20 protein-coding genes and 1 pseudogene are annotated in these 21,324 nt (G+C 74.7%); 8 read left to right on the plus strand and 13 right to left on the minus strand.

Translation table 11 applies throughout. The features are described from left to right. Positions 1-356 precede the first annotated feature (356 nt). Positions 357-1,163 carry an SGNH/GDSL hydrolase family protein gene (locus VKK44_RS06325; protein ID WP_343445899.1) on the plus strand — a complete coding sequence of 269 codons (807 nt, stop codon included), beginning with the start codon at positions 357-359 and terminating at the stop codon, positions 1,161-1,163. 56 nt (positions 1,164-1,219) lie between these two features. Here VKK44_RS06325 and VKK44_RS06330 read toward each other — a convergent pair whose 3' ends face one another. Beyond that, on the minus strand, positions 1,220-1,708 hold the full coding sequence (locus VKK44_RS06330) for a glutathione peroxidase (RefSeq protein ID WP_343445900.1): 489 nt from the start codon (positions 1,706-1,708) through the stop codon (positions 1,220-1,222). Between the two features lie 144 nt (positions 1,709-1,852). Here VKK44_RS06330 and VKK44_RS06335 point away from each other — a divergent pair, with 144 nt between their 5' ends. Further along, a complete protein-coding gene (locus VKK44_RS06335; RefSeq protein WP_343445901.1) occupies positions 1,853-3,493 on the plus strand; it encodes a glycosyl hydrolase family 18 protein in 1,641 nt (546 codons plus the stop codon). Positions 3,494-3,559: 66 nt separating this feature from the next. Here the strand turns inward: VKK44_RS06335 and VKK44_RS06340 are convergent, their stop codons facing one another. Then, the gene (locus VKK44_RS06340) at positions 3,560-4,534 is read right to left on the minus strand and encodes an AraC-like ligand-binding domain-containing protein (RefSeq protein WP_343445902.1); all 975 of its coding nucleotides are present in this window, start codon (positions 4,532-4,534) and stop codon (positions 3,560-3,562) included. Between the two features lie 220 nt (positions 4,535-4,754). Between VKK44_RS06340 and VKK44_RS06345 the strand changes: the two genes are divergently transcribed. The 3 genes from VKK44_RS06345 (at position 4,755) to VKK44_RS06355 (ending at position 7,869) form a co-directional block, all read left to right on the plus strand. Further along, positions 4,755-5,240 carry a hypothetical protein gene (locus VKK44_RS06345; protein ID WP_343445903.1) on the plus strand — a complete coding sequence of 162 codons (486 nt, stop codon included), beginning with the start codon at positions 4,755-4,757 and terminating at the stop codon, positions 5,238-5,240. An 82-nt stretch (positions 5,241-5,322) separates the two neighbouring features. Beyond that, positions 5,323-6,729: a class II 3-deoxy-7-phosphoheptulonate synthase gene (locus VKK44_RS06350; RefSeq protein ID WP_343445904.1), complete on the plus strand. Its 1,407-nt coding sequence runs from the start codon at positions 5,323-5,325 to the stop codon at positions 6,727-6,729. 120 nt (positions 6,730-6,849) lie between these two features. Next, positions 6,850-7,869 (plus strand): threonine aldolase family protein, encoded by a 1,020-nt coding sequence (locus VKK44_RS06355; RefSeq protein ID WP_343447695.1) that lies wholly within the window; start codon positions 6,850-6,852, stop codon positions 7,867-7,869. A gap of 129 nt (positions 7,870-7,998) precedes the next feature. On the opposite strand, the gene VKK44_RS06360 is transcribed toward VKK44_RS06355, so the two are convergent. Both VKK44_RS06360 and pknB read right to left on the minus strand, forming a co-directional pair. Continuing rightward, on the minus strand, positions 7,999-8,877 hold the full coding sequence (locus VKK44_RS06360) for a deoxyribonuclease IV (RefSeq protein WP_343445905.1): 879 nt from the start codon (positions 8,875-8,877) through the stop codon (positions 7,999-8,001). After that, positions 8,874-10,859 carry a Stk1 family PASTA domain-containing Ser/Thr kinase gene (gene pknB / locus VKK44_RS06365; RefSeq protein ID WP_343445906.1) on the minus strand — a complete coding sequence of 662 codons (1,986 nt, stop codon included), beginning with the start codon at positions 10,857-10,859 and terminating at the stop codon, positions 8,874-8,876. The genes VKK44_RS06360 and pknB overlap by 4 nt, the downstream gene beginning before the upstream one ends. A gap of 142 nt (positions 10,860-11,001) precedes the next feature. On the opposite strand from pknB, the gene VKK44_RS06370 reads away from it, so the two are divergent. Further along, complete coding sequence (locus VKK44_RS06370; protein WP_343445907.1) at positions 11,002-11,382, plus strand: Rv2175c family DNA-binding protein; 381 nt, start codon at positions 11,002-11,004, stop codon at positions 11,380-11,382. 154 nt (positions 11,383-11,536) lie between these two features. Here VKK44_RS06370 and VKK44_RS06375 read toward each other — a convergent pair whose 3' ends face one another. Both VKK44_RS06375 and VKK44_RS06380 read right to left on the minus strand, forming a co-directional pair. After that, entirely contained in the window at positions 11,537-12,619 is a 1,083-nt protein-coding gene (locus VKK44_RS06375; RefSeq protein ID WP_343445909.1) for a polyprenyl synthetase family protein, read from the minus strand. Positions 12,620-13,142: 523 nt separating this feature from the next. Next, a pseudogene (locus VKK44_RS06380) lies at positions 13,143-13,319 on the minus strand (helix-turn-helix domain-containing protein); the annotation flags it as partial. Between the two features lie 221 nt (positions 13,320-13,540). Here VKK44_RS06380 and metF point away from each other — a divergent pair. Both metF and VKK44_RS06390 read left to right on the plus strand, forming a co-directional pair. Next, complete coding sequence (metF, locus tag VKK44_RS06385; RefSeq protein ID WP_343445910.1) at positions 13,541-14,458, plus strand: methylenetetrahydrofolate reductase [NAD(P)H]; 918 nt, start codon at positions 13,541-13,543, stop codon at positions 14,456-14,458. A 44-nt stretch (positions 14,459-14,502) separates the two neighbouring features. After that, entirely contained in the window at positions 14,503-15,192 is a 690-nt protein-coding gene (locus VKK44_RS06390) for a CDP-alcohol phosphatidyltransferase family protein (protein WP_343445911.1), read from the plus strand. Between the two features lie 33 nt (positions 15,193-15,225). Here VKK44_RS06390 and VKK44_RS06395 read toward each other — a convergent pair whose 3' ends face one another. From VKK44_RS06395 to VKK44_RS06425, 7 genes are read right to left on the minus strand one after another with little or no spacing between them, the layout of a single operon-like run. Beyond that, complete coding sequence (locus VKK44_RS06395) at positions 15,226-16,713, minus strand: phytoene desaturase family protein (RefSeq protein ID WP_343445912.1); 1,488 nt, start codon at positions 16,711-16,713, stop codon at positions 15,226-15,228. A 10-nt stretch (positions 16,714-16,723) separates the two neighbouring features. Next, entirely contained in the window at positions 16,724-17,851 is a 1,128-nt protein-coding gene (locus VKK44_RS06400) for a glycosyltransferase family 2 protein (protein WP_343445913.1), read from the minus strand. Continuing rightward, a complete protein-coding gene (locus tag VKK44_RS06405; RefSeq protein WP_343445914.1) occupies positions 17,848-18,654 on the minus strand; it encodes a carotenoid biosynthesis protein in 807 nt (268 codons plus the stop codon). The genes VKK44_RS06400 and VKK44_RS06405 overlap by 4 nt, the downstream gene beginning before the upstream one ends. After that, positions 18,651-19,211, minus strand: a complete 561-nt coding sequence (locus VKK44_RS06410; RefSeq protein WP_343445915.1) for a GNAT family N-acetyltransferase — start codon at positions 19,209-19,211, stop codon at positions 18,651-18,653. The genes VKK44_RS06405 and VKK44_RS06410 overlap by 4 nt, the downstream gene beginning before the upstream one ends. Continuing rightward, positions 19,208-19,939: a monooxygenase gene (locus VKK44_RS06415; RefSeq protein WP_343445916.1), complete on the minus strand. Its 732-nt coding sequence runs from the start codon at positions 19,937-19,939 to the stop codon at positions 19,208-19,210. The genes VKK44_RS06410 and VKK44_RS06415 overlap by 4 nt, the downstream gene beginning before the upstream one ends. Further along, positions 19,936-20,430, minus strand: a complete 495-nt coding sequence (locus VKK44_RS06420; protein ID WP_343445917.1) for a YbaK/EbsC family protein — start codon at positions 20,428-20,430, stop codon at positions 19,936-19,938. The genes VKK44_RS06415 and VKK44_RS06420 overlap by 4 nt, the downstream gene beginning before the upstream one ends. Positions 20,431-20,480: 50 nt before the next feature. After that, complete coding sequence (locus VKK44_RS06425; protein ID WP_343445918.1) at positions 20,481-21,323, minus strand: TetR/AcrR family transcriptional regulator; 843 nt, start codon at positions 21,321-21,323, stop codon at positions 20,481-20,483. Between the last annotated feature and the right edge of the window lies 1 nt (position 21,324).

The following is a 21,324-nucleotide window of genomic DNA, read 5'->3' on the forward strand; positions in this document are numbered from 1 at the left end:
CCCGGCGGCCCGCCGGGTGCCGGAGGTCAGCCGTCGGCGTAGCGGCGGGCGTGGGCTCCGTGAGTTGCTGAGCGCCACCTGGGGGCCGGCGTCCATCGCGTGTCGCCCCCGTGCCGCCGATGTTGCCGCTGCCGACCAGTCCACAGTCATCACGTCCGGTGCCGACCCCGCCGCATTCCCGACCATGGCGGTAGGTTGTTCGCCCGGCGGAAACCTTCAGGTTGCCGGCCCGGAGTGGCATTGATTTGTACCGACAAGTCGCTATGGGCAGAGACAGCAAATCGATGATCTTCCCTGTTTAGTGATCTCATTGATATCAATCTCTCACCACCACTTCCCACCCCCAGGAGTGCGACGTGCGGAGATCCCGTCTTGCCACCCTCGCCCTGTCCATGGCCGCCTCGATCGGGGTCGCGCTGTCGCTGGGCGCCGCGCCCGCGCAGGCGTCCCCGTCCGACCGGTACGTCGCGCTCGGCGACTCGTACGCCTCCGGCGTCGGCGCGGACAGCTACACCTCCGAGAGCGGCAACTGCCTACGCAGTACCAACGCCTACCCGGCGCTCTACAACGCCAACATCCGGCCGGCCTCGTACCGCTCGGTCGCCTGTTCCGGCGCCACCACGGCGGACGTGATCAACAGCCAGCTCTCCGCGCTCTCCTCGACCACCACGCTGGTCAGCGTCACGATCGGCGGCAACGACGTCGGCTTCGCCAACATCATGAGCACCTGCGTGCTCCAGGGTGAGTCGCAGTGCGTGGCGGCCGTGGACGCGGCCATGAACGTGGCCCGTACCCAGATGCCCGGCCGGCTCGCCAACGTCTACAACGGCATCCGGAACCGGGCCCCCTCGGCGCGCGTCGTGGTGGTCGGCTACCCGGTCTTCTACCAGCTCGGCACCGTCTGCGTCGGGCTCACCGCCACCTCCCGGGCGAAGATCAACGAGGGCATCAACCTGCTCGACGACATCACCCGGACGGCCGCCACCTCCGCCGGCTTCACGTTCGCCGACGTCCGGTCCATCTTCGTCGGCCACCAGCTGTGCAGCTACGGCACCAAGTGGCTGCACGCGTTGAACGTGCTGAACCTGACCGTGTCGTACCACCCGACGGCCGCCGGGCAGTCCGGCGGCTACTACCCGGTCTTCCGGTCCGCCGCCGGCTGATCCGCGCACCGCGAGCGGCGTGCCTCCGCCCGGAGGCGCGCCGCTGCGTCGTGCCCTCAGGCCGGCAGTGCCTTCTCGATCGCCGCCCGCAGCTCGGGGTCGTCGGGCGTGACCTGCGGGGCGAACCGGGCGACCACGACGCCGTCCGGCGCGACCAGGAACTTCTCGAAGTTCCAGCGCACGTCGCCGGTGTGTCCCTCGGCGTCCGGCGTGGACACCAGCTCGGCGTAGAGCGGGTGCCGGTCCGCGCCGTTGACGTCGACCTTCTCCGTGAGCGGGAAGGTCACGCCGTAGTTCACCTGGCAGAACTCCTCGATCTCCGCCGCGCTGCCCGGCTCCTGGCCGGCGAACTGGTTGCACGGCACCCCGAGCACGGTGAGCCCGCGCTCCGCGTACGCGTCGGCGAGCGCCTGGAGGCCCGCGTACTGCGGGGTGAGGCCGCAGCGGGAGGCCACGTTGACCACCAGCAGGGCGCGGCCGCGGTAGCGGTCGAGGTCGGCCGGGCCGCCGGTGAGGGCGTCGATCTGCACGTCGAAAACGGTCATGCGACGAGGCTACGACCCGTCGCCCGCTTCGCCCCACGCCACCCGTGAAATCGATGCATCTGCATCTTGACGAACTGATGACGGCGTGAGTAGCGTCTCAGCAATCCATTTGGAAAGTTTCCTAACTGTTTGGGGAGACGCCGTATGAAGAGATCCCTCCGCCGGGCCCTCTGGGCCACCGGCGCCGTGGTCGCGCTCGCGGTCGCCGCGGTGCCGATGACCACCGCGTCGGCCGCCGGCAGCGTCACCGCCACGTTCACCAAGGTGCAGGACTGGGGAACCGGACACGAGACTCGGGTGACCGTCACCAACGGCACCGGCGCCAGCGTGAACGGTTGGCGCATCGAGTTCGACCTGCCCTCCGGCACCTCGATCAGCAGTTCCTGGGACGCCGACGTGACCCGCAGCGGCAACCACTACGTCGCGGTCAACAAGAGCTGGGCCGGCCCGCTCGGGCCCGGGGCCAGCTTCAACTGGGGCTACAACGGCGCCGGGGCGTACCAGGGGCCGCTGAACTGCACCGTCAACGGCGGCTCGTGCGCCGGCGGCGGCACCCCGCCGACCACCGCCCCGCCCACCACCACCCCGCCGACCACCACCCCGCCGACGACGACGCCGCCCACCACCGCGCCGCCGACCACACCCCCGCCCACCACCACGCCGCCGACCGGCGGCAAGAAGGTGGTCGGCTACTTCGCCGAATGGGGCGTCTACGGCCGTAACTACCACGTCAAGAACATCCACACCAGCGGCTCCGCCGCCAAGCTGACCCATGTCCTGTACGCCTTCGGCAACACCACCGGCGGACGGTGCAGCATCGGGGACAGCTACGCCGACTACGACAAGGCGTACACCGCGGCGGACAGCGTCGACGGCGTCGCCGACACCTGGGACCAGCCGCTGCGCGGCAGCTTCAACCAGCTGCGCAAGCTGAAGAAGATGTACCCGAACCTCAAGGTGCTCTGGTCCTTCGGCGGCTGGACCTGGTCGGCCGGCTTCACCCAGGCCGCGCAGAACCCGGCCGCGTTCGCCGACTCCTGCTACTCGCTGATCAAGGACCCGCGCTGGGCGGACGTCTTCGACGGCATCGACATCGACTGGGAGTACCCGAACGCCTGCGGCCTCCAGTGCGACACCAGCGGCCCGAACGCGTTCAAGAACGTGATCTCGGCGCTGCGGAGCAAGTTCGGCTCCAGCTTCCTGGTCACCGCGGCGATCACCGCCGACGGCAGCAACGGCGGCAAGATCGACGCGACCGACTACGCCGGCGCGGCGTCGAACCTCAACTGGCTGATGCCGATGACGTACGACTACTTCGGCGCCTGGGCGGCCCAGGGGCCGACCGCCCCGCACTCGCCGCTCACCTCGTACACCGGAATCCCCCAGCAGGGCTTCTGGTCCGACGCGGCCATCCAGAAGCTCAAGTCCAAGGGCGTGCCGGCCAACAAGCTGCTGCTCGGCATCGGCTTCTACGGACGCGGCTGGACCGGCGTGACCCAGACCGCTCCGGGCGGCACCGCCACCGGCGCGGCCCCGGGCACCTACGAGGCCGGCATCGAGGACTACAAGGTCCTCAAGAACACCTGCCCGGCCACGGCCACGGTCGCCGGCACGGCGTACGCCAAGTGCGGCAGCAACTGGTGGAGCTACGACACCCCGGCCACCATCGGCGGGAAGATGAGCTACGCCAACACCCAGGGCCTCGGTGGCGCGTTCTTCTGGGAGCTCTCCGGAGACACCAGCAACGGTGAGCTGATCGGCGCCATCAAGGGCGGTCTCGGCTGAGCCGAGGGCCGACGCACCACCCACCCGGCGGGGAGGGGCCGCACCAGCCCCTCCCCGCCCGCGTGGTCAACCCCGGGCGGCCCGTTGCCGGTGCTCGCCCGGGGACGACCCGTAGGCGGCCCGGAACGCGCGGCTGAAGTGCGCCGGGTGCGCGAACCCGCAGCGGACGCCGATCTGCGCGACGCTCAACCGCCGCAGCCCCGGGTCGGCCAGCTCCCGGGCCGCCCGCTCCAGCCGGCCGGCACGGATCATGCCGCCGACCGTCGTACCGGTGCCCTCGAAGAGCCGGTGCAGCGACCGCAACGACAGGTGGTGCGCCGCCGCGACGGCGGCCGGGGAGAGCCCCGGATCGGTCAGGTGCTGCCGGACGAACGCCGTCACCCGCACCCGGAGCCCGGTGACCCGGGTGTCGACCGGCAGGTCCCGCTCGACGTCCAGCCGCCGGGCCAGGGTGCCGGCGATCAGGTCCAGGGCGACCCGGTCGAGGTCGGCCGCGTCGGCCGCCGCGTACTGCTCCGGGTGCGCGACGATCCGCCGCAGGAACGCGGCGAGCAGCGCGCCCATCCCGGTGCGGGCCGGGATCTCGGCGGCGAACAGCTCCGCCAGCCGGTGCGGCGCCAACGGCAACGCCCGGTGCGGCACCAGGACGGTCAGCGTCTCCACCGGCCCCGCCGTCGCGCCGTCGAGTCGCAACCGGGAGCCGTGGGGTCGGACGGTGTCGACGAGAGTGAACGCCGACGGGTCGAGCGGCGCCTCGCGACGCTGCTGGGTCACCACCCCGCGCCCGGACAGCGGCAGCACGAGGTGGTACAGCTCCGGATCGCCGCTGTCGATCATGTGCGCGCAACGGATGAGCTCCAGGGGCGGGTAACGCCAGACGCCGAGGCGGAGCGTGCCGAGGTCGATCACACGAGCCGAGGCGGTGAAGTCGTCCGCGTGCGCGCTCCGGATCGTGGCCGTCGTCGACTGCCGCGCGACGAGGTCCTGCCAGAAGTCGAACCGTTCGGCCGGGGGCAGCCACGCGGTGTCGACGGATGTCACGGTGAGGATGCTTCGTCACCTCCGAGAAGTGCGCGGCAGGGTGTCGCCGCGCCCATCCGAGACTAGTGATCGTCCGGCCGGGTCGCCGGTCACAGGCGTGCCGTCTGGCCGGACGGGGCGATCGAGGCGAGGATGGGAGGCCGGTGACCGGCGTGCGGGTCGGTGTGACACACTCGCCGGTCGGGCACGTCACGGTGCCCCGGCACCGATGGGAGGACGGATGGGTCAGCAGCACCGGAAGATGGCGACCGCCACCGTCCTGCTCGCGCTCCTGCCGGTCGCGCTGACCGCCTGCGGCGACGACGAGACCACCGAGGGCTCCGCTCCCGCGACACAGCAGGCGCCGGCGCGGGAGGCGGCCGCCAAGAGCCGGGAGCGGGTGCAGGCGTACCTCGACGCGCTGACCGCCCGCGACGTCGCCGCCGGCCGCAGCCAGCTCTGCGCCCCGCTCCAGGCCGCCTTCGACACGTCCGCCACCGGCCCCAACGGCGACTTCGCCGACCATTTCACGGTGCCGCAGGCCACCATCACCGACGTCCGCACCGGGCCGCGTGGCCAGGAGGTGAGCGCCTCGGTAACGGTCGCCGCCGGGTCCCGGACGGCCACCCGCGCGCTGCTGTTCACGGTCACCCGCACCGGCGCGGACTGGTGCATCGCCGGCGAGGCCCCGGGCGGCAACTCCGCCCAGCCGGCCGGCACGCCCTGACCCGGCCGCCCGGTTCTCCCACGCACCGGAACCGTCCCCCTCGGCGTAGAGCGTTCCGGGCGGTCGCCGTACGCTTTCCTTCATGCGCCATGAGTGGCATCAGCTGAGTCACCCCGCCGTGGGCAGCCCCGGTCTCCAGACCAGCCGCCCGACCGCCGACTCCGCCGAGGACGTGGCCCTCGGCCTCGACCGCTGGCGGGAGCTGCCGCGCGCGCAGACCCCGCCCTGGACCGACCCCGCGCAGGTCGCCGAGGTCTGTACCGTGCTCGACACGGTGCCGTCCGTGGTCGCGCCCTACGAGGTCGACCAGCTCCGGCGGCGGCTGGCCCTGGTCTGCGAGGGCAAGGCGTTCCTGCTCCAGGGCGGCGACTGCGCGGAGACGTTCGCCGACAACACCGAGAGTCACCTGCTGGCCAACGCCCGCACGCTGCTCCAGATGGCGATCGTGCTCACCTACGGCGCGTCGCTGCCGGTGGTCAAGGTGGCCCGAGTCGCCGGGCAGTACACCAAGCCCCGGTCGCTGCCCACCGACGCGCGCGGCCTGCCCGCGTACCGCGGTGACATGATCAATTCGCTGGAGGCCACGCCGGAGGCGCGGGTCGCCGACCCGCAGCGCATGATCCGGGCGTACGCGAACTCGGCCGCCGCGATGAACATGATGCGGGCCTACCTGGCCGGTGGACTGGCCGACCTGCACGCCGTGCACGACTGGAACAAGGACTTCGTCAGGCAGTCCCCGGCCGGCGAGCGCTACGAGGCGATCGCCCGGGAGATCGACCGCGCCATCGCCTTCATCCGGGCCTGCGGGATGACCGACGAGGAGGCCCTGCGCACGGTCACGCTCTACTGCTCCCACGAGGCGCTCGCGCTGGAGTACGACCGGGCCCTCACCCGGATCTCCGACCGCCGGGCGTACGGCCTGTCCGGGCACTTCCTCTGGATCGGCGAGCGGACCCGGCAGATCGACGGGGCGCACATCGACTTCATCTCCCGGATCGCCAACCCGATCGGCGTCAAGCTCGGCCCCACCACCACGCCGGACGAGGCGATCGAGCTGTGCGAGAAGCTCAACCCGGAAAACGTCCCCGGCCGGCTCACCCTGATCAGCCGGATGGGCAACCACCGGGTCCGGGACGCGCTGCCGCCGATCGTCGCCAAGGTCACCGCGGCCGGCGCCAAGGTGGTCTGGCAGTGCGACCCGATGCACGGCAACACCCACGAGTCCTCGAACGGCTACAAGACCCGGCACTTCGACCGGATCGTCGACGAGGTGCTCGGCTACTTCGAGGTGCACCGAGGGCTGGAGACCCACCCGGGCGGCCTGCACGTCGAGCTGACCGGTGAGGACGTCACCGAGTGTCTCGGCGGCGCCCAGGGCATCGAGGACCTCGACCTGCCCGACCGGTACGAGACCGCCTGCGACCCGCGCCTGAACACCCAGCAGTCGCTGGAGCTGGCCTTCCTGGTGGCGGAGATGCTCCGTGGCTGACGCGAGGAGTGAGCTTGCGAGCCCCGCAGTCGGCGGCCGGAGGGATGACAGTGGCTGACGCGAGGAGTGAGCTTGCGAGCCCCGCAGTCGGCGGCCGGAGGGATGACAGTGGCTGACCCGTTGATCGATCTTCGGACGGACACCGTGACCCGGCCGACGCCGGCGATGCGGGAGGCGATGGCCACCGCCGAGGTGGGCGACGACGTCTACGGCGAGGACCCGACCGTCGCCGCGCTCGAGGCCGAGGTGGCGGCCCGGTTCGGGCACGAGGCGGCGCTGTTCGCCCCGAGCGGTTCGATGGCCAACCAGCTCGCGCTCCAGTTGCTCGTGCCGCCCGGTGACGAGCTGCTCTGCGACGCCGACGCACACGTCGTCACGTACGAGGTCGGCGCTGCCGCCGCGTACGCCGGGATCTCCACCCGGACCTGGCCGGCGGTGGGCGCGGAGCTGGACCCCGACGTGGTCGTCGGGATGATCCGGCCGGACGGCTACTTCGCGGTGCCGACCCGGGCGATCGCGGTCGAGCAGACCCACAACCGGGGCGGCGGCGGGGTGGTCCCGCTGTCGACGCTGCGCCGGTTGCGGGAGGTCGCCGACGAGCACGGGCTCGCGCTGCACTGCGACGGCGCCCGGATCTGGCACGCGCACGTGGCCGACGGGGTGCCGCTGGCGGAGTACGGCGCGCTGTTCGACACGCTTTCGGTCTGCCTCTCCAAGGGGCTGGGCGCGCCGGTCGGCTCGCTGGTGGTGGGCAGCGCCGAGAAGATCGCCCGGGCCCGGTTCCTGCGCAAGCGGATGGGCGGCGGCATGCGGCAGGTCGGCATCCTCGCCGCCGCCGGCCGGTACGCGCTGGCGCACCACGTCGAGCGGCTCGCCGAGGACCACGCCAAGGCCGCCCGGCTGGCCGAGGCGGTCGCCCCGCACGGGGTGCTCGCGACCGGGGTGCGGACCAACATCGTGCCGCTGGACCTCACCAAGCACCCGCTCGACGCGCACGACCTCGCGACCGCCGCCCGGGCGGAGGGCCTGTTGATCTCGGTGCTCGGCCCGCGTACCGCCCGGCTGGTCACCCACCTGGACGTCACCGACGCCCAGGTCGACCGCGCCGCCGAGATCCTGGCCCACATCCTCCGCTCCTAACCCTGCCCCCGCCCACCCCGCCCCACCCCACTTCGTGATCAAGGAGTTCGTGTCGGTTCCGGGCGCGGACCGCGACGCGAACTCCTTGATCAACCTTCCGGCGGCGGGGCGGGCGGGTGGCCTCCGCCGTCAGGGGTGGAGGCGCTTGAGGGTGGCGATGTCGGCGGCGTGGCCGACGTGCTTCTCCGTGGGGGTCTCCACCAGCACCGGCACGCCCGCGGTGGCCGGGTGGCGCATCAGCTCGGCGAACGCCGGCTCGCCGATGCTGCCCTTGCCGATGTTCTCGTGCCGGTCCCGGGTGGAGCCGCACAGGTCCTTCGAGTCGTTGGCGTGCACCAGCCGCAGCCGGTCGGCGCCCACGGTGGCGACCAGCGTGTCCAGCGTGGCGGTCATGCCGCCCTCGGCGGCCAGGTCGTGCCCGGCGGCCCAGGCGTGACAGGTGTCGAAGCAGACCCCGAGCATCGGGTGCCGGTCGACCGCGTCCAGGTAGGGACCGAGGTGCTCGACCCGGGAGGCCAGCGACCGGCCGCCCCCGGCGCTCGGCTCGACCAGCAGCATCGGCCCCCCGACGGCAGCGGTCTCGTCCAGCAGCGGGAGCAGTGACTCCCGGACCTGCCGCAGCGCCGCCTCCGCGTGCCCGGCGTCGACCGAACTGCCGGCGTGGAACACCACGCCCTCGGCGCCGATCGCCCGGCCCCGGCGCAGTGCGTGGGCCAGCGTCTCGGCCGACCGGGTGACCGTCGCCGGAGTGGGGGAGCCGAGGTTGACCAGCAGCGAGGCGTGGATGAACACCGGCAGGCCACGCTCGCCGCAGCCGTCGCGGAACAGCGCGTCCTGCGCCGGGTCGCCCGCCGGCAGCGCCCAGCCCCGCGAGTTGGAGACGTAGACCTGCACCACCTCGGACGCGGCGGCCTCGGCGTACGGCAGCGCCGCCCGCGCCAGCCCACCGGAGGTGGGGGTGTGCGAACCCACCCGCCGGCGCCCGCCGGTCGCCTCCGCCGGGCTCACAGGCAGGTCACCGTGACCGTGGTGCCCGGCGGCACCGGCGTGTTCTCGGCCGGGTTCTGGAGCCGGACCACGCCGTTCGGGTTGAGCTGGACGTTGACCGGGAAGCCCTGGCTCTCCAGCGTCTGCTTGGCCTGCTGGCAGGGCATGTCGACGACGCGGGGCACGGCCACCTGGGGCGGGCCCTTGCTGATCTCCAGCTTGACCTTCGCGCCCTTCTCCACGCCGGTGCCGTCGGCCGGGCTCTGGCCGAGGATCTCGTCCTTCGGCTTGTCGGAGTCCTTGTAGTTCTCCTCCGGCGTCAGCCCGAGCTTTCCGAGGATGCCCCGGGCCTCGTTGACGTTCTTGCCGACCAGGTTGGGCACGGTCACCGGGGCGCGGCCCTTGCTGAGGATCAGCGTCACCTTCGACCCGGGCTTGACCACGGTGCCCACCTTGGGGTCGGTGGCCAGCACCACCCCGGCCGGCAACGCGTCGTCGTAGCGGGAGGCGCCCTTGGCCGGCGCCAGCTTGGCGTCGGTCAGCTCGGTCTGGGCCAGTTCGAAGTCCTTGCCCACCACGTCCGGCACCGGCAGCCGCTCCGGGCCGAGGGACAGCGTCAGCGTGATGGCGCCGCCCTTGACGATCCGGGCGGCCGAACCCGGCGCCTGCCCGAGCACGGTGTCCTTGGGCACCTTTTCGTCGTAGCGGGCGTCGGCGTAGCGCAGCGTGAAGCCGCCGCGCTGGGCCTGCGCCTCCGCCTCGGCCTTGGTGAGGCTCACCAGTTGCGGCGCGACCGTGTACCGGCCCACCCCGAACCACCAACCGCCCACCGCGGCCACCAGGCCGAGCACCACGACCGCCGCGGCGACGGCCAGCCGACCGCGCGGCGAGCCCATGACCCGGGTACGCAGGGCGGCCAGCCGCTTGCCCAGCCCCGCCGGCTCGTCGGCGCGACGCCGGTGCGGCTGCTGCGCGCCGCCCCCCTCCGGCAGCCGGGCCCAGGCCGGCCGCTCCGCCGGGCGGACGGCGGCCACCACCTGGGTCGGCTGGCTCAACACCGCCGTGTCGTCGCTGAGCTGGCGCAGCACGGCGGTGTGCGCGTGCGGGTTGCCCAGCTCCTCGCGGGCGGACTGCACCTCGGTCAACAGCGCGGCGGCGTCGGCCGGGCGGGCGGCCGGATCCCGCCGGGTGGACCGGGCGACAAGCGCGTCGAGGACCGGCGGCAGCGCCGGGACCAGGGTCGACGGCGCCGGCACGTCCCGGTCGACGTGCTGCCAGGCGACCTCCACCGGGCGGTCGCCGTCGTAGGGCACCCGGCCGGTGAGCATCTCGAACAGCACGATGCCGGCCGAGTAGACGTCGGTGCGCGGGTCCGCGTGCCCCTGGGTGACCAGCTCCGGCGCCACGTAGGCCACGGTCGCCATGAGCTGGTTGCCGTTCTCCTCCTCGGCGCTGGCCTCGACGGCCCGGGCCAGCCCGAAGTCCGCCACCTTGACCACGCTGTCGACGAGGTTGCCGCCGACGCCGGCGGGTGCCTCGGCGACCAGGACGTTCTCCGGCTTGACGTCGCGGTGCACGAGACCGGCCCGGTGGGCGGCGGCGATCGCGGCGAGCATCTGCTCGGCGATGGCGAGCGCCTCGTCCGGGCGGAGCCGCCGCCGCTCGGCGAGCACGTCGCGCAGCGTGCGGCCACGGACGTACTCCATGACCAGGTAGGGCAGGCCGGCGTGGATGCCCTGGTCGTAGACCGCGACCACGTTCGGGTGGGTGAGCCGGGCGATGGTCTTCGCCTCGTCGGTGAAGCGGTCGACGAAGCCGGCCATCCGGGCCCGCGCCTGGGGCGCCTGGGTGGGATGAATGATCTTGACCGCCACGGTGCGCTCCAGGCGCTCGTCGGTGGCGGTGTACACGGTCGCCATGCCGCCACGAGCCACGCGACCGCGAATGCGGTAGCGCCCGTCGATCAGCGAGCCCAGCAACGTGTCGGCGACCTGTGTGTCCATCGGCAGGCAGTCTATGTGTCGGGAGGGTGAAGGTTGAACAGGATGCTACCGCCGGGGTACGACGAGGGTGGGCCGCCACACTCCACGGGCCGTCCGGGGGTGCCGTGCGCCGGGCGCGGCGGGCACGTGGCAGGGTGTTCTGGTGACCGATTCCGTACCCGCCGAGACCGGAGCCGACCTGCCCGGACCGACCGACCCGGCCGGCTGGCTGACGCTGCCGGACGTGGCCGAGCGTCTCGACCTGTCGATCAGCAAGGTGCACCAGATGATCCGGGACCGGGAGCTGCTCGCGGTGCGCCGCGACGGCGTCCGCCGGATCCCGGCCGACCTGGTGGCCAACCACATCGTGCTCAAGCACCTGCCCGGCGTGCTCAACCTGCTCGCCGACGCCGGGTACGACGACGAAGAGGCCCTGCGCTGGCTCTACCGGGAGGACCCGTCGCTCCCCGGCACGCCCGCCGCCGCCCTCTCCGGCGACCTGGCGCGCGAGGTCAAACGCCGAGCCCAGGCCGTCGCCTTCTAACCCCGCCCCCTTCCGCACCCACCCCCCACCCCGCACCCCCCCACCCGGCACCGCAGATTCACGGAAAGCGTGGCCATCGCGCGCGAAATGACCACGCTTTCCGTGAAACAGCGCGGATCTTGGGGTGGGGGGTGAGGATGGGGCGACGGGTGGGTCAGTCGGTGCGGCGGGTGGCGGCGATGGCCAGGTCGACAAGGGCCTGGCGGGCCTCGGTGTCCAGGTCCACGGCGGTCAGCGCGGCCAGCGCGCCCTCGGTCAGCGTGGCGATCCGGCGCTCGGTGCGCTCCAGCGCGCCGCTCGTGGTGATCAGCTCGCGGAGCCGGGTCACCCCGGCGGCGTCCAGACCCGGCTCGCCGAGCCCGCCCAGCAGCAGCTCCCGGCCGGCCGGGTCGAGCGCCTCCAGCGCGGCTGCCACCAGGTACGTCCGCTTGCCCTCGCGCAGGTCGTCGCCGGCCGGCTTGCCGGTGCGCTCCGGGTCGCCGAACACCCCCAGCACGTCGTCGCGGAGCTGGAACGCCTCACCCAGCGGCAGCCCGTACGCCGAGTAGGCCGCGTGCACCTCGGCCGGAGCGTTGGCCAGCGCCGCGCCCAGCAGCAGCGGACGCTCGACGGTGTACTTCGCCGACTTGTACCGGGCCACCTTGCCGGCCCGCTCGAGCGAGGTGTCGCCGGTGGCCTGGGTCAGCACGTCCAGGTACTGCCCGACGGTCACCTCGGTGCGCATCTCGTCGAAGACCGGCCGGGCCCGCGCCACCGTCGCCGGGGGCAGGCCGGCGGAGTGCAGCAGCTCGTCGGACCAGACCAGGCAGAGGTCGCCCAGCAGGATCGCGGCGGCGTCACCGAAGGAGTCGGCGTCGCCGCCCCAGCCGGCCGCGCGGTGCCGGGCGGCGAACCGCCGGTGCACCGCCGGCTCGCCCCGCCGGGTGTCCGACCGGTCCATCAGGTCGTCGTGGATCAGCGCGCTGGCCTGGACGAACTCCAGCGCGGCCAGAGTGGCGACGACCTGGTCGGAGTCGACCCCGCCGGCCCCCCGGAAGCCCCAGTAGCCGAACGCCGGGCGCAGCCGCTTCCCGCCACCCAGCACGAACGCCTCGATCGCCTCGGCGACCGGCAGCAGGCCGTCGTCGACAGTGGTCAGCCAGGCCCGCTGGCCGGCGAGGAACTCGGTGAGCGCCTTGTCGATCCGCTGGCGCAGGCCGGCGCGGTCGACGGGGGAGACGGGAGCAGCATGGGTCACGCCACGACGCTAGCCGGTTCCCGCCGGACACGCCTCGTCGCCGCCCCGGCACGCCGCCCGGCGCGGTCCGGCCCGCGTCCGCGCTGCTTGGGTCCGCGCCGGTTCGGTCCGCGTCCAGCGGATCCGGTCCGCGTCCGCGCTGCTTGGGTCCGCGCCGGTTCGGTCCGCGTCCAGCGGGTCCGGTCCGCGTCCGCGCTGTTTGGGTCCGCGCCGGTTCGGTCCGCGTGCGCGTCGGCGTCGGCCCCGGGCCGCCCGGGTGCGGGGGCCGGCCCGACGCGGGCGGGTGGGCGCGGGTGACCGGTGCGACCCCGGGCGGCGCCGGACCCCCGGCTCGGACGACCGGCGGCCCGGGTGGCGGGACGGGCGGCCCGGGTGGCGGGACGGGCGGCCCGGGTGGCGGGACGGGCGGCCCGGGCGGCCGGGCGGCCGGCCCGCGGCGGAGCTGGCGGCTGAGGGCCGCGGCCTCGGCGATCAGCTCGTCCGGGACGCCGAGGACCGTCGCCAGCCAGGCGGACCAGAAGTCGCCGGGGAGCCGGCGCTGCCGCTCCCACCGGGACACCTCGTGCCGGGTGAGTGTGGGCACGCCGGCGGCGGCGCACAGCTCGGCGGCGATCCGCTGCTGGCTCCAGCCGCGGGCGGCCCGCAGCTCGGCCAGGAGCGGCCCGAGCGGGCGGGGGCCGGACGGCGGGGACGGGAACATCGGGACCTCCGGGGCGACGGCGCGGTGGCGACGCGGACGCCCGGCCGTGCCGCACCGGCGCGTCGCCGTCGGGCGACCCCCGCGCGGGCCCCCGGGCCGGCCACCGGCCGCCCGCCGCGCTGCCGTCGTTCCTACTCCGGGGGTGCGACGTTCCGGGGCCGACCCGTTCGTGGACTGGGAAGGTCCTCGGCACGGCGGTCCGGTCCGGCTACAGTCGGTCCGTGGCGCTCGGTCTACCCTCGGTCCTCCCCAACCCCCAGCCGGCCATCGGGGAGCTGATCCGTGACGGCCAACCGACCTTCTCGTTCGAGTTCTTCCCACCGAAGACCGACGCCGGGGAGAAGCTGCTCTGGCAGGCGATCCGCGAGCTGGAGCCGCTGCGCCCCTCGTTCGTCTCGATCACGTACGGCGCCGGCGGCTCGACCCGGGACACCACGGTCGCGGTGACCGAACGGATCGCCACCGAAACCACGCTGCTGCCGATGGCGCACCTCACCGCCGTCAACCACTCCACCGCCGAGTTGCGCCACGTGATCGGCCGGCTGGCCTCGGTCGGTGTGCGCAACGTGCTCGCCGTGCGGGGCGACCCGCCGGGTGACCCGGGTGGCGAGTGGATCGCGCACCCCGAGGGCGTCCGGTACGCCGAGGACCTGGTCCGCCTGGTCCGCGACAGCGGTGACTTCAGCGTCGGCGTGGCCGCTTTCCCGTACAAGCACCCGCGCTCGCCGGACGTGGACAGCGACACCGCGCACTTCGTCCGTAAGTGCCGGGCCGGCGCCGAGTTCGCCATCACCCAGATGTTCTTCGACGCCGACGACTACCTGCGGCTGCGCGACCGGGTCGCCGCCACCGGCTGTGACACCCCGATCCTCGCCGGGGTGATGCCGGTGACCCAGATCGGCACCATCGCGCGGTCGGTGCAGCTCTCCGGCGCGCCGTTCCCACCGGCGCTGGCCGAGCGGTTCGAGCGGGTGGCCGACGACCCCGAGGCGGTCCACCGGCTCGGCGTCGAGCAGGCCGGCGAGATGTGCGGGAAGCTGCTGGACGAGGGCGTGCCGGGAATCCACTTCATCACGCTCAACCGGTCCACCGCGACCCGCGAGGTGTGGCAGCGGCTGCGGGCCGACGCGCGGGTGTGACCACCGCCCACACGACACCCGGGCCACCCTTCTACGGTTGATCCGTGGTGGGCACACAGCTGAACTGGGACCAGTACGCGACCGCGTGGGCGCGGCTGCACGGTGGGTTCGATCCCCGTAGCGCCGCGCCGGTGGTGCGCGCCTGGCTGCGCTTCGCCTATCACGTGGGCTTCGTGCTGGGCCGGCTGCGCGTCGGCCCGACCGCGGTGACCGTGTTCGGGGTGCTGCTCTGCTTCTGCGTACCCCTGCTGGTGGGCCGGGCCGGCGACGGGCCGTTCCTGGGCGCGCTGTTCGTGCTGCTGGCCGCCGTGGCGGACAGCGTCGACGGCGCGGTGGCGGTGGCCACCGGCCGCACCACCCGGCTGGGCTACGTCTACGACTCGGTCGCCGACCGGCTCGGCGAGGTGGCCTGGCTGATCGCGTTCTGGCTGCTCGGCGCGCCCGGCGCGCTGGTCGCCGCGGCCGGCGGACTGTCCTGGCTGCACGAGTACGTGCGGGCCCGGTCCGTCTCGGCCGGGATGCGGGAGATCGGCGCGGTCACCGTGGGGGAACGGCCCACCCGGGTCTCGGTGGCCCTGGTCGGGCTGCTGGTAGCCGGGCTCACCGGGCTGGTCGACGCCGACCTGACCGCCGGCACCGTCACCATGGCGACCACGGTGTGGGTGCTGCTCGCCGGCTTCGGGCTCGGGCAGTTGCTCTCCGCGGTCCGCCGTGCCCTCGTCGACGCCGGCTGACCGCCTGTCGAGGTAGCGAGAAGGGGCCCCGCCTTACCACGCAGGGCCGATGGCGTCGGCGACGATCTCGGCGGAGAGCGTCACCATGGGGAGGCCGCCGCCGGGGTGGGTGGAGCCGCCGACCAGCCAGAGCCCGGCCGCCGGCCCCCGGTTCGCCGGGCGCAGCAGCCCGCCCGCGGTGCCGTAGATCGACCCGCCCGGCGCGCCGGTGGCCGCGTCCAGGTCGGCCGGGGTGCGGATCTCTGAGAACACCAGCCGGTCCCGCACGTCCACGCCGCGCTCGGCGAGCACGTCGAGGACGCGATCCGCGTACGCCTCGGCCAGCCCCGGCCGCCGCCAGTCCACCGCGTCCGGGGCGGTGCCGTGCCGGGGCGCGTTGACCAGCACGAACCAGGCCTCGTGGCCGTCGGGGCGGACCGCCGGATCGTCGGCGGCGGTGACGAACACGGTCGGGTCGGGCGTCGGGCGGGCCCGCACGCCGCGACCGGGGTCGCCGAAGACGGCGTCGAACTCGGCGTCGTAGTCGCGCGGGAAGAAGACGTTGTGGTGGGCGAGCCCGGAGTCGCCGCGCACGCCGAGCAGCAGCACGAAACCGGCGAGGCTGCGGTCGGTGAGCGCGGCCAACCGGCGCGGGTCGGGCAGCAGGTCCCGGTAGACGGTGAGCGCGTCGGTGTTGGCCACCACCACGTCGGCGGGGACCGGCGCGGCCGATCCGGCGACGCGTACCCCGTGCACCCGGCCGCCGGCGGCGTCGATGCCGGTGACCGCCGCGCCGGTGCGGATCCGCACGCCCAGGTCCAGGCAGCGGGACAGCAGCGCGTCGGCGAGCGTGCCCAGCCCGCCGCGCAGGTACCAGCCGCCGTACGTCAGCTCGGCGTAGGGGACGGCGACCAGCGCGGCCGGCGCGCGGCGCGGGTCGGCGCCGGTGTAGGTGGCGTACCGGTCCAGCAGCATCCGCAGCCGCGGGTCGGACAGGTACTTCCGGCCCAACCCGCGCAGCGTGCGGCCGGGCCCGATGGCGGCGAGGTCGCCCAGCCGCCAGGCCAGCGCGGCGAGGTCGCGCGGCGAGTCCACGGTGCGGCGCAGGATGTCCCGGTGCGAGGCCGCCCAGACCCGGTCGGCGCGGCGCCACAGCCGCCGCCAGTCGGCGGCGGACCGGTCGCCGAACACGGCGCCGATCCGGGCGGCGAACTCGTCCGGGTCGGCGCAGGAGTCCAGCGTCGGCCCGCCGCCGGGGAAGACGTGCCGCACGATCGGGTCCACCGGGACCAGGTCGAGGTACTCGTCGAGCTTCGCGCCGGTGGCCTCGAACAGGTCGTGGAAGACCTGCGGCAGGGTGACCAGGCTCGGCCCGGTGTCGAAGCGCCACGTCCCCTCCGGGGTGTGGTGCGTGTAGCGGCCGAGCTTGCCGCCGACCGTGCCGGCCCGTTCCAGGACGGTGACGTCGTGCCCGGTGACCGCGAGCCGGGCGGCGGTGGCGAGCCCGCCCACGCCGGCGCCGATGACCACGATGCGCGCCATGGGTGCCCTCCTAGGTGACCGGGCGACCCCGCCAGGTGAGCCGGCGTCGCTTCCGCAGATGGTACGACCGGACGGTCAACCAACCCAGGACCACGACCGACACGGGGTGGGCCAGCGCGTCGGGCCAGGCCCGACCGCCGGTGGCCCGGGCGCTGACCACGCGTCCCGCGACGCCGGCCAGGTAGGCGCCGAACGCCACGCCGGCCACCGCCGGCGTGCCGGCCGCCAGCGCGGCCACGGCCAGCAGCGGCGGCACGGTGTAGAGCAGGAACAGCAGGGCCAGCACGGCGGCGGCGCCGGCCGGGTGCCCGAACGAGGCCCAGAGCGACTTGGTGTAGCCGTCGCGTAGCTGCGGCCAGTCCTCGTACATCCGGCAGGTGGCCAGCCGGGAGCCGTCGGCCAGCGCGATCCGGCCGCCGGCCCGCTTCACCGCCCGGGCCAGCTCGATGTCCTCCAGCACCTTGTCGGCCACCGCCGCGTGCCCGCCGGCCCGCAGGTAGCCGGCCCGGTCCACGACCAGGAACTGCCCGCCCGCGGCGGCCAGCGAGGGCCGCCGCGAGCGTTCCATCGCGCGCAGCGGCAGGAACGTCAGCCACAACCACTGCAACAGCGGCTGCACCAGCCGGTCGGCCGCCGTCCGCACCACGATCCGGGGGTACGGCGACAGCAGCGTCGCGCCCGCCGCGCGCAGCTCGGTCACCGCCGCCGCGACCGCGTACGGGGTGAGCACCACGTCGGCGTCGACGAACGCCAGCACTGTCGGCTCCGGATCGACGCGGGTGGCGAGCTGCCAGCAGGCGTGCGGCTTGCCCAGCCAGCCGGGCGGCGGCGCGACGCCGGTGAGCAGCGTGACCCGCCTGTCGGCGCCGGCCACCGCGCGGACCACGTCGGCGGTGCCGTCGGTGGACCCGTCGTCGAGCACCACGATCCGCAACCCGGGCACGCCGCGCTGGGCGAGCAGCGCGCGCAGGCACGGGGTGACCCGCTCGGCCTCGTCGCGCAGCGGCAGCAGCACCGCCACCGGCCCGGTCACCTCGGCCGGGCCGCCGGTCGGGCGGCGCAGCCAGGCGACGGCGTTGACGAGCGTGTGCCCGGTGAGCGCGGCGACCGCCACCACCAGCGCGAGGGCGGCGGTCATGCCGGCGCGTCGACCCGGGGCACGGGAGCCGGGGCGGCGGCGCGGTCGCGGCGGGCCCGCCACAGCACCACCGCCAGCGGCACCGCGGCCATCGCCATGCCGGCCGCGCCCCATAGCGCGGACGCGGGCAGCCGGAGGAAGACCGCGTGCGCCAGCACGCTGGAGGCGTACGTCCAGAGGTAGAGCGTGAACATCGGGGCGTCCCGGCCGTCCACCCGGTCGACGGCCGGCCCGGCGAGCGGACGCAGCGCGACGGCCAGCAGCACCGCGAAGCCCAGCCAGCCGAGATAGTTGCTGACCGGGATGCCGGGCAGGCCGGGCAGCGCCGGGGTGGCGTCCCGCCAGGTCCAGTAGCCCTCGGCCACCATCTGCGGGTCGAGGAACAGGTCCCACGCGGCGAGCCCCACCGCCGCGAGCGCGACCCGGGCGGCGCGGGATCGGGTGAGCCGGACCGCGGTGAGCCACGCCGGCCAGGCCATCCAGGTCCAGGCCAGCGGGATGATCAGCGGCACGCCGGCCAGCTTCGGGCCCAGCTCACCGGAGTAGTCGTAGCTGCCGAACGGGAACCCGGTGGCCACGCCGACCGCCTCGACCGCGAAGCCGCCGCCGGTGACGACCGCGACCAGCGCGGTCGCGGCCCGGGCGCCCCGGGTGAGCAGCGCGTGGCCGACGGAGAGCAGCCAGCCGAGCACCACGGTGGCCACGGTCAGCCCGGCCCGGGTCGCGCCGCCGGTGAGCGGATAGCAGATCTGGGCGAGAACCAGCACGGCCAGCAGCGCCCAGGGCAGCCGGCGGAGGCTCACGCCGGCTCCGGCCCGGGGGCGGGCAGCGGCAGGTCCCGGCCGAGCACCCCGAACGGCCGCTCGTCGCCGGGGAAGTGGAAGTGCCGCAGCACGTCGACGAAGCCGAACCGGCGGTAGAGCCGCCAGGCCCGCGACGCCTGCTCGTCCGCCTCCGGGGTGGAGAGCAACGTGGTGTCGCCCTCGGCCATGGTGAGCAGCGCGCGGAGCTGGCGGGCGCCCACGCCGTGTCCCTGCGCGGGTGGACGGACGTGCAGCTCGACCACCTCGAACGGGCGGGCCAGCCAGCGCTGCCGGGCCTCCGCGTCCAACGCCCGGTGCACCTGGTCGTGCCACCACTGGCCGGTGGCCCCGAGGTAGCCGTACCCGAAGCCGGCCAGGTGCCCCTCGGTGGTGAGACTGGCGACGGCCCGGAACCCGGGTCGGCGGACGTGGGTGGCGATGTAGCCGCGCCGGGCCTCCAGCAGGTCGGGGCGGTAGCCCATCGCCTCGCCGTAGACGGCGACCACGTCGTCCAGCCGCCGGACCAGGTCGTCCGGCGTCCACCGCACCAGCCTCATGCGTTCCCTCTCGCGGAGTCGGGGCCGCCCTCGGCGGCGACCCAGCCGAGCACCGTGCGGTCGCCGACGACGTCGCCCACCGCGAACCGCGCGAACAGTTCCTCCGCGTACCAGCCCTCGGTGGGGGTACGGGTGATCGCGGCGCGGTGCTCGGGGGAACGGTACGCGAACGCGACCAGGTCCGCCGGGTCACGCCACACGCTCACCGTGCCCTGCCAGCCCAGCGGCGCCTCGCCGACGCCGAACCGGGCGAGCAGCCCGGGTGCGGCGTGCAGCTCGGCGGCGACCGGCGGGATGGCCCGCCAGAACGTGGCCGCCCGACGGGCCCGCAGCCGGGCCCGGGTCAGCGCCAGCACCGGCCCGGTGGCCCGCCCGCCGGCCGGCGTGCCGAACGGCTCCCGCCCGGACCACCGGCCCCGGCTGGTCAGCGGGCGCAGGTCCACCCGGACGGCGGCGTCGGCGATCCGGGCCCAGGAACGGGCGACCGGGGCGGCGTCGAAGCGGGTCGCGTCGGCCGGGGAGTCCCAGACCACCAGCGCGGCCCACCGGGTCAGGTCGGCGTCGCCCGGCCCGAAGCCGGTGCCGGTCCCGGTGCCGAGCAGCTTGGCGAAGCGGACGCCGGGCAGCCGGCGCAGCCGCGTCGGGTGGGTGGCCATCCGGGCCAGCGCCCCGGGCACCGCCCGCCGGGGGACGCGCCACACGTGCAGCGTGACCAGGGCTGGGTTCACGCCACCCCGGCCGGGTCGCCGCCGGTGATCCGCAGCAGTTCCGCGTACGTGGTGGGGAACACCGCCTGCGGCACGCCGCCGGCCGCCCACAGCTCGGGGTACCCCTCGAGGGCGGTGTCGACCAGGGTGCGCAGCGGCCCGGGGTGGCCGACCGGGGCGACCCCGCCGATCACCTGGCCGGTGTGCCGCTTGACGAAGTCGGGGGTGGCCCGGCGCAGGTGGGTCACGCCCAGCGTGGCGGCCAGCCCGGCGGTGTCCACCCGGTGCGCGCCGGAGGTGAGCACCAGCAGCGGCCTGCCGTCCGCGTCGAAGACCAGCGAGTTGGCGATGGCGCCGACGTCGACGCCGAGCGCCGAGGCCGCCGCGGCGGCGGTGTGCACCGCCGCGGGCAGCAGCCGGACGGCGCTGGCGTGGCCGGACCCGTCCCGCGCCCCCGCCTCGTCGAGCGCCCGCTGCACCGCCTGCACGTTCGGATGTGGCTGTGACTGCATGCCCTGCATTCTCCCCCCACCCGGTCCCCGACCGGACCCGGGTACGTTGATCATGAGGTTGGCGGTGTCGCCCCTCGGCGTGTCGGACCGTCAACCTCATGATCGACGGACGGGTCGGTGGGGGTGCGGGCGTGGAGCAGGGCCTGGATGCCGTCCAGGATGCGGGCGAGTCCGAAGTCGAGGGTGCGGTCGGGGGCGGGTGGGGCGGCGGGGTCGGCCAGGGCGGCGGCGAGGGCCGGGAAGCGGTCCTCGCGGCCGTGCACGAGCGCGGCGAACGCGGCCTCCCGGCCGGACCCGGGCGGGAGGGCGGCCAGGTTGCGGGCGTGCCCGACCAGCAGGGTGGCCACGTCGAGCCGCTCGGACGCGGTGAGCCCGGTGTCGGCGAGCGCGGCGACGACGCGTTCCACCCAGGCCAGCTCGTTCGGCCCGGGCAGTCGCGCGCCGACGGCTGCCGCCTGCGCCCAGGGATGCCGGCGGAACCGCTCGACCAGCCGCCGGGTCCAGTCGTCGAGCTGCGCCCGCCAGCCCGCGTCGGCCGGCGCCGGGACGTCGGCCGCGCCTCGGTCGGCCGGTACCGGGACGTGAGCCACGCCTCGGTCGGCGGGACGGTCGGCCGGGGCCGGGGGCGGCTCGCCCAGCGCCGCGTCCAGCATCAGGGCGATCAGCTCGGCCCGGCCCGGCACGTAGCGGTAGAGCGCCATCTTGGTCACCGCCAGCGACGCGGCGACCCGCTGCATGGTCAGCCCGTCGAGCCCGTCCGCGTCGGCGACGGCGATGCCGGCGCGGGCCACGACGGCGGGCGAGAGCGTGGGACGCGGCCCGCGCCGGGGCCCGACGGGCGTGCCCCAGAGCAACTCGAACAGCCGCTTCTTGTCGACCTCACCGGTGCGCACG

This window comes from Micromonospora sp. DSM 45708, from assembly GCF_039566955.1.
Classification (GTDB): domain Bacteria; phylum Actinomycetota; class Actinomycetes; order Mycobacteriales; family Micromonosporaceae; genus Micromonospora.

Bases quoted from the DNA above. Each gene is read 5' to 3' on its own strand.
- VKK44_RS06330 (WP_343445900.1), bottom strand. From the start codon at position 1,708: ATGACCGTTTTCGACGTGCAGATCGACGCCCTCACCGGCGGCCCGGCC.
- VKK44_RS06335 (WP_343445901.1), top strand. From the start codon at position 1,853: ATGAAGAGATCCCTCCGCCGGGCCCTCTGGGCCACCGGCGCCGTGGTC.
- pknB (WP_343445906.1), bottom strand. From the start codon at position 10,859: ATGGACACACAGGTCGCCGACACGTTGCTGGGCTCGCTGATCGACGGG.
- VKK44_RS06400 (WP_343445913.1), bottom strand. From the start codon at position 17,851: ATGACCGCCGCCCTCGCGCTGGTGGTGGCGGTCGCCGCGCTCACCGGG.
- VKK44_RS06345 (WP_343445903.1), top strand. From the start codon at position 4,755: ATGGGTCAGCAGCACCGGAAGATGGCGACCGCCACCGTCCTGCTCGCG.
- VKK44_RS06395 (WP_343445912.1), bottom strand. From the start codon at position 16,713: ATGGCGCGCATCGTGGTCATCGGCGCCGGCGTGGGCGGGCTCGCCACC.
- VKK44_RS06410 (WP_343445915.1), bottom strand. From the start codon at position 19,211: ATGAGGCTGGTGCGGTGGACGCCGGACGACCTGGTCCGGCGGCTGGAC.
- VKK44_RS06350 (WP_343445904.1), top strand. From the start codon at position 5,323: ATGCGCCATGAGTGGCATCAGCTGAGTCACCCCGCCGTGGGCAGCCCC.
- VKK44_RS06420 (WP_343445917.1), bottom strand. From the start codon at position 20,430: ATGCAGTCACAGCCACATCCGAACGTGCAGGCGGTGCAGCGGGCGCTC.